The organism is Thalassobacter sp. (genome assembly GCF_982993085.1).
In genome coordinates this window covers 1-7662 of record NZ_CEZFMW010000144.1, presented here as the reverse complement: position 1 = coordinate 7662, position 7662 = coordinate 1, and the positions used below count along the sequence as shown (strand labels likewise).

7 protein-coding genes are annotated in these 7662 nt (G+C 58.0%); all 7 read left to right on the top strand.

Annotated elements, in window-relative coordinates; translation table 11 throughout:
* The first annotated feature begins 121 nt into the window (after positions 1–121).
* Entirely contained in the window at positions 122–1708 is a 1587-nt protein-coding gene (locus AC4GMC_RS16360) for a 2-isopropylmalate synthase (RefSeq protein WP_487876778.1), read from the top strand.
* Between the two features lie 168 nt (positions 1709–1876).
* Entirely contained in the window at positions 1877–2758 is an 882-nt protein-coding gene (locus AC4GMC_RS16355; RefSeq protein ID WP_487876777.1) for a 2OG-Fe(II) oxygenase, read from the top strand.
* Position 2759: 1 nt separating this feature from the next.
* The gene (locus tag AC4GMC_RS16350) at positions 2760–2981 is read left to right on the top strand and encodes a DUF1289 domain-containing protein (RefSeq protein ID WP_487876776.1); all 222 of its coding nucleotides are present in this window, start codon (positions 2760–2762) and stop codon (positions 2979–2981) included.
* 154 nt (positions 2982–3135) lie between these two features.
* Entirely contained in the window at positions 3136–4176 is a 1041-nt protein-coding gene (locus AC4GMC_RS16345) for a rod shape-determining protein (RefSeq protein ID WP_487876775.1), read from the top strand.
* 39 nt (positions 4177–4215) lie between these two features.
* Positions 4216–5118 (top strand): rod shape-determining protein MreC, encoded by a 903-nt coding sequence (gene mreC, locus AC4GMC_RS16340; protein ID WP_487876774.1) that lies wholly within the window; start codon positions 4216–4218, stop codon positions 5116–5118.
* Positions 5119–5120: 2 nt separating this feature from the next.
* Positions 5121–5651 carry a hypothetical protein gene (locus AC4GMC_RS16335; RefSeq protein WP_487876773.1) on the top strand — a complete coding sequence of 177 codons (531 nt, stop codon included), beginning with the start codon at positions 5121–5123 and terminating at the stop codon, positions 5649–5651.
* Entirely contained in the window at positions 5648–7591 is a 1944-nt protein-coding gene (gene mrdA / locus AC4GMC_RS16330) for a penicillin-binding protein 2 (protein ID WP_487876772.1), read from the top strand. Before AC4GMC_RS16335 ends, mrdA begins: the two co-directional genes overlap by 4 nt.
* The last annotated feature ends 71 nt before the right edge of the window (positions 7592–7662 follow it).

Here is a 7662-nt window from a genome sequence, read left to right as displayed (position 1 = left end):
ACGCTCTCCTAGACGCAAGCCTGCTTCTTAGCCGCCTCTGAGCGTGCCTTTTGGCGCGACCGCTCAGGGGAGGATCAGCGCCAGTCACAAAAAAACGCACAGAAGCACAGAGACAAAGACCATGACACAGAACCGCGTTTCGCCAGAGGCAAACAAAGACAAAGTCGTTATTTTCGACACCACATTGCGCGACGGTGAGCAAAGCCCCGGCGCCACAATGACCCATGACGAAAAGGTCGAGATCGCTGAGATGCTCGATGAAATGGGTGTAGATATCATCGAAGCGGGTTTCCCGATTGCCTCTGAAGGTGATTTTGAGGCCGTTTCCGAGATTGCGCGCCGGTCAAAGAATTCGGTGATCTGCGGGCTCGCACGGGCCAACTTCAAGGATATCGACCGCTGCTTTGAGGCTGTGAAGCACGCCGCCAAGCCACGCATTCACACGTTTATTGGCACGTCGCCGCTGCACCGGGCCATCCCGAACCTGACCATGGATGAGATGGCCGATAAAATCCATGAGACCGTCACCCATGCCCGCAATCTGTGCGACAATGTGCAGTGGTCGCCGATGGATGCGACCCGGACCGAGTGGGATTATCTTGCGCGCGTTGTGGAAATTGCGATCAAGGCAGGTGCCACCACGATCAACATCCCCGATACCGTGGGCTATACCGCACCGCGCGAGAGTGCGGACCTGATCCGGCGTCTGATTGCCGAAGTGCCCGGGGCTGACGCCGTGATTTTTGCCACGCATTGTCACAACGACCTCGGCATGGCGACCGCAAACGCGCTGGCCGCGGTTGAAGGCGGCGCGCGCCAGATTGAGTGTACGATCAATGGCTTGGGTGAACGCGCAGGCAACACCGCCCTTGAGGAGGTCGTCATGGCCCTGAAGGTGCGCGGCGATATTATGCCCTACACCACCGGGATTGAGACGACAAAACTGATGGCGATTTCGCGCCGCGTGGCTTCTGTTTCCGGGTTCCCGGTGCAGTTCAACAAGGCGATCGTCGGCAAGAACGCTTTTGCGCACGAAAGCGGTATCCACCAGGACGGGATGCTCAAGAACGCAGAGACGTTTGAGATCATGCGCCCCGAAGACGTGGGTCTGTCTGAGACGAACCTCGTGATGGGCAAACACTCCGGCCGGGCCGCGCTGCGGTCCAAGCTGGGTGAGTTGGGCTATGAGCTGGCCGACAACCAACTGGCCGACGTGTTTGTGCGGTTCAAGGCGTTGGCTGACCGCAAAAAGGAAATCTACGACGACGACCTCATCGCGCTGATGCAAGACGAGGAGCGTTCCGGCGAGGACCGCATCAAGGTCGAGTATCTGCGTGTCGTGTGCGGCACCGAAGGCCCACAAGAGGCAACACTGCGCTTGGTCATCGACGGCGAGAGCGTTTCCGCAGATGCGACTGGTGATGGCCCCGTGGATGCGGCGTTTAACGCGGTCAAAGCCTTGGTCGCGCACTCGGCCCGGCTGCAATTGTACCAAGTGTCCGCAGTGACCGAAGGGACCGACGCGCAGGCCACTGTAACCGTGCGGATGGAAGAAGAGGGCCGGATCGTTTCGGGCCAATCGGCAGATACAGATACGGTGGTGGCTTCGGTCCGGGCCTATGTCAACGCCCTCAATCGGCTAATGATGCGGCGCGAAAAATCCGGCTCTGACGCGCGGGAAATCCGCTACACGGACGCCGCTGGCTAGGCGTGTTGAGCGATCAAAAGAGCATTTGATCCTAAATCAGGTGCTCTTTTACCATTTTTGGCTCAAAATGGGGAAACAGTTACTCCGGACTTGATTATCGCCGCTCTCTGTGGCCTGTTAATACTAATTTAACAGTATTTAATAAATTAGTGTTTAATGGAGGTCGCCGTGCACGACGGTTCTTTTGATGTCTCACCATCCGAATTTTATTTTTTTGATCGCCAAAAGATGATGGAAAAGGCGGACAGCTTGCATGAGCAGTTCGCGAACGCCGAACCATTTCCTCACGTAGTCATCGACGATTTCTTTCCTGAGAACGTCGCGCTGCGTCTCGGACAGGACTTCCCTGGTATCGAAGATATCAACTGGAAGTTTGAAGGTCCCGGCGACAGTCTGCATTCTGGCAGCAAACACATCGAGAAAGTCGCGACGTCGAATGAGGAGCATTTCCCCCCCTTCATTCGGCAAATGATGATGCAGTTTCAATCAGGAATTTTCTGTGGTTTCCTGGATCGCCTCACTGGGTTTAAGCATCTAGCGCCTGACCCGAACCATCATGGGTGCGGGTTACACTCTACTGGTAACGGGGGGCGCCTGATGCTGCACATCGATGCGTCACGCCACCCGAATAAAGACCTAAACCAGTTGATCAATATGATCTATTATTGCTCCCCCGACTGGAAGCTAGAGTATGGAGGCGGGCTTGAGCTTTGGAATGAGGACGCAACCCAGTGCGTCAAGAAAGTCGAACCCTTATTCAATCGGATGGTGATCTTTTATACTGCTGGCAAGAGCTGGCATGGTCACCCAAACCCTATCCAATGCCCTCAGCATATGCGCCGCAATTCACTCGCGTTATACTACTACACAACAGATCAAGGCATTTCGGACCTAAACTATGTGAACTATGTGCAGTGGAAAGGCGTAACAGCACATGACAAGATGAACACCCGTCACCGTATCAAAGCAGCTATTCGCGACAGCCTCCCTGAGACGACTGTCAACAAGATCGCTTCGACAGTGCGGAAACTGGGCTTCAATAAAAAGTAGTATGAGCTTGTTTGGTTGGTTTAAGCGCGATCCGATACCCTCTCGTCGAGCCCCTATAGCGTCTCCCTGCGTAAATATCTGCACGCTGCACCCGTCTGGCCCTATCTGCATCGGGTGCAAGCGCACTGCTGCCGAAATTGCACAATGGGAAGAATTGACAGCCGCCAAACGCGCCGAAATTCTCGCTAAGTTGCCCGCGCGAGAGCTGCCCATAACCACCTAAGGACCGGCAAGCGTCCTCCCTTTGCTCCTAAAAGGCGAAATATGGCCGACAAATTGAGGATCGGCCTTTACCCTTTCTTCGTGCGAAGCCATTAACTGTAACCAGAGCGGGTCACATCGACCTGCATTGGCGATTTCACCGGGGATAAAAAAAAATGGCATTCGGGTTCGGGGGTTTGTTCTCCTCAGACATGGCAATCGACCTTGGGACAGCCAACACGTTGGTCTACGTCAAGGGCAAGGGCGTGGTGTTGAGCGAGCCTTCGGTTGTCGCGTACCACACCAAAGGTGGCCGCAAAGAAGTCCTGGCCGTTGGCGAAGACGCCAAATTGATGCTGGGCCGCACGCCCGGCTCCGTTGAGGCGATCCGCCCCATGCGCGACGGTGTCATCGCAGACTTCGACACCGCCGAGGAAATGATCAAGCATTTCATCCGCAAGGTCCACAAACGTACAACCTTTACCAAACCCAAGATCATCGTCTGTGTGCCCCATGGCGCGACACCGGTTGAGAAACGCGCCATTCGCCAGTCTGTTCTGGGAGCTGGCGCACGCAAAGCCGGCCTAATCGCCGAACCGATTGCCGCCGCGATTGGTGCTGGCATGCCAATTACGGACCCCACGGGATCTATGGTCGTGGACATTGGCGGCGGGACCACTGAGGTTGCCGTTCTGTCGCTCGGCGATATCGTTTACGCACGCTCCGTGCGTGTGGGTGGCGATCGGATGGATGAAGCGGTGATCGCGTATTTGCGGCGTCATCAGAACCTTTTGGTCGGTGAAGCCACGGCAGAGCGGATCAAGACCTCGATCGGGACAGCGCGGATGCCTGATGACGGGCGTGGCGCCTCCATGACGATCCGGGGTCGGGACCTGTTGAACGGTGTGCCCAAAGAAACCGAGATCACGCAGGCACAAGTGTGTGAGGCGTTGGCCGAACCGGTGCAGCAAATTTGCGAAGCGGTGATGCAAGCGTTGGAAAGCACGCCGCCCGATTTAGCGGCGGATATCGTGGACCGCGGTGTGATGCTGACGGGGGGTGGCGCGCTTTTGGGTGAGCTGGATCTGGCGCTGCGTGAGCAGACAGGGCTGGCCATCTCGGTGGCGGACGAGTCGCTCAACTGTGTAGCTTTGGGCACTGGCAAGGCGCTTGAATACGAAAAGCTCCTGCGCCACGTTATCGACTACGACAGCTAAACCCGGCTGCAACGTTAACCTCGCCCAAGCGGAGACCCGATGGCCCGCAACTCTGACACAGAGTTTTACCAACGCCCTGTGCGTCGCCTCATTCTGGGGCTGATGGTCTTTGTGCTGGTGGCGATCGTGCTATTGTGGCGGATCGATAATCCGCGTGCTGAACGCATCCGCTCTATGCTGGTGGATGCGGTGGTCCCGAACGTTGAATGGGCCATGGTGCCTGTGACCAAGCTGAGCCGTCTGGTGCAAGATTTTGAGGGCTACACCCGCGTTTATGAACAGAACCAAGACCTGCGCCGTGAGTTGCAGCAAATGAAGGCCTGGCGGGAGGCCGCCCTTCAGCTAGAGCAGGAAAACGCGCGACTTTTGGATCTAAATAAGGTGCGGCTATCGCCGGAGTTGACGTTTGTCACTGGGGTCGTGCTGACAGACAGTGGCAGCCCTTTTCGCCGGTCTGTGCTGCTGAACATCGGCGCGAATGACGGCATTCGCGATGGATGGGCCGCGGTGGACGGGTTGGGCGTTGTGGGCCGGATTGCCGGCGTGGGCGACAACACCGCACGCGTGATCCTTGTAACCGACCCAGTCAGCCGCATTCCCGTGACGATCCAACCATCGGGCAAGCAAGCGATTTTGACCGGGGATACCACTGCAGCCCCCCTGATCGAATTTCTAGAACGCACGACCGAAGTGCGCCCCGGTGACCGGGTTGTGACATCAGGTGATGGCGGCGTATTTCCCGCCGATCTGTTGGTCGGGCAAATGGCCCAAGGCCCAGACCAACGCTGGCGCGTCCAGCTGTCAGCAGATGCGGAGCGGCTAGAATTTTTGCGTGTGCTGCGCGCACGGCCGGTGCCCGCGCTCGACACGATGGGTGGGCTCATCGCGCCCGTGCGCCCTCCGGTCCAAGGCCCACAATTGCCACCAGACCCGGAGGGCTAAGCATGGCCCCCTATGCCGTTTGGAAACAACGCACTTTACTCGTGGGCCTTCTGAGCCTGATCATTTTCACCAGCCTTTTGCCCCTTGGCCCTATGTTCGGCAGCATTCCCGGCCCGGATCTATCAATGTGTTTGCTGTTCGCGTTTGTGTTGCGCCGCCCGGACTACGTGCCCCTTGGGCTCGTGTTGGTAATGGTGTTTGTGGCAGATGCACTGTTGATGCGGCCCCTTGGATTGTGGACCCTGATCATGCTGGTCGCGACGGAATTCTTGCGCCGCAGCGTGGTCCAGACAGAGGCTCTTACCCCCGCAGAGGAGTTCGGCCAGATCCTGCCGGTTATGCTGGCGTGTTTCATCGCCGAACGCCTTATCCTATTGGCGCTATTGGCAGAGCCGCCCGTTTTTTTCAGCCAAGTCGTCCACGTTGGGATGACACTTGTGTTTTACCCGATTATCGTTCTGTTCACCCACAGCGTGCTAGGCGTCCGACGCCTGCAACCCGGCGAAGTTGACACTTTGGGAGGGCGCGCATGAAGCGCAATGTCAAAGACAGTGAAGACAGCCTGCGGCGCATCACACGGCGCGCCGCGATTGTGGGCGGCGTAAAGCTGGCGTTTATTGGGTTGCTTGCGGGGCGTATGCGTCAGCTACAGGTCGAGGATGCGGATCAATATCGCCTTTTGGCCGAGGAAAACCGGATCAACGTGCGCCTGCTCGCGCCGGCGCGGGGATTGATGTTTGACCGCAATGGCACCCTTTTGGCGGACAATGCGCAAAACTACTCTGTTACAATTGTGCGCGAAGACACGGATGACGTTGAAGCGACAATCGAACAATTGCGCGCCTTGATCCCACTGGATGAGGGGCAATTGCAGCGAGCATTGCGCGAAATGCGCCGTCGGTCGCCCTTTGTGCCTGTGACGCTGGCGGATGGTTTGACGTGGAAAGAATTCTCGATCGTTGCGGTGAATACCCCGGCGTTGCCCGGTCTTTACCCCGAAGTGGGCCTGCTGCGCCGCTATCCTCTTGGTGCGGATTTCGCCCATACCGTCGGCTACGTGGGCCGCGTGACGGAGCGAGATCTGGCCAACCAAGAAGACCGCGACCCGCTGCTACAAATGCCCCAGTTCAAGATCGGCAAGTTCGGAGCAGAGGCCAAGCTAGAGGACATTTTGCGCGGCAAAGCCGGATCCCGCCGTATCGAGGTCAACGCCTTGGGTCGCGTGATGCGTGAGTTGGGACGCGAGGAAGGTCAGCGCGGCGCAAGCGTGCAGATGACCATGGACGCCAACTTACAAAACTATGTCCAAGCCCGGCTGGGTAACGAAAGCGCCAGCGCCGTTGTGATGGATGTGGAGACAGGCGACTTGGTCGCCGCCGTGTCCTCGCCCAGTTATGACCCCAACAAGTTCGTCGATGGCATCAGCCAAAGCGATTTTGATTTGTTGCGCGACAATGATCACCGCCCCCTGCACAACAAGATCGCTCAGGGTCTGTATCCACCGGGTTCGACCTTTAAGATGGTCACCCTTTTGGCCGCCCTTGAGGCCGGTTTGATCACGCCCGAGGAACGCATACAATGTAACGGCGTGCTACGCGTGGGCGGCAGGCGGGCGCACTGCTGGAAACGTGCAGGACATGGGCCCGTTGACCTGAAAAAATCCCTCGTGGAGAGTTGTGATGTCTATTACTACGACATCTCAATGCGGGTCGGGATTGAGAAAATCGCAGAAATGGCGCGCAAGTTGGGCCTGGGCGTGGCGCATGACGTGGATATGACCTCCATCTCAAGCGGGCTGATCCCAAACAAAGACTGGAAATTCGCCAACCGCGGCGAAGAATGGGTGATCGGTGACACGGTCAACGCCTCAATCGGTCAGGGCTTTGTGCTGTCATCGCCACTCCAACTGGCGGTTATGACCGCGCGGCTGGCCACGGGGCGCACGATCATGCCCCGCATGGTGAAATCCATCGATGGCGTTGAGCAGCCGATCGAAAACGGCCCCGACATGGGGCTGAACCCGCTTCACCTACGGTGGGTGCGTGAGGCGATGTATGACGTCAACAATGGCCGCCGCGGGACCGCGCGCGCAAGCCGCATCATGACTGAGGAACACAAGTGGGCCGGCAAGACCGGTACCAGCCAAGTCCGTAACATCACCCCGGCCGAACGCGCGCGCGGCGTGTTCCGCAACGCCGACCTGCCATGGAACCGGCGCGACCACGCCTTGTATGTAGGCTTTGCACCCTTTGACGCCCCGAAATACGCGATTTCAGTGGTGGTCGAGCATGGCGGTGGCGGATCATCTGCGGCTGCTCCCGTGGCGCGGGACATCATGTTGCAGGCATTGCATGGCGGGCTTCCGCCATTGGATGCCTACCCCTCCGATCAGCAGCGCGAAATTGAAGAAATGCAAAACGCGCTGCCGCTGCGTCCGACAGGTCCAAGCTCATCGGGGCGGACCCGGGCGTGAGTTATCTGGAGTACAATGTCGCGCAGGTCCCATCGGGTCTGCGCAAAGTGCTGCACCTGAACTGGGCGCTG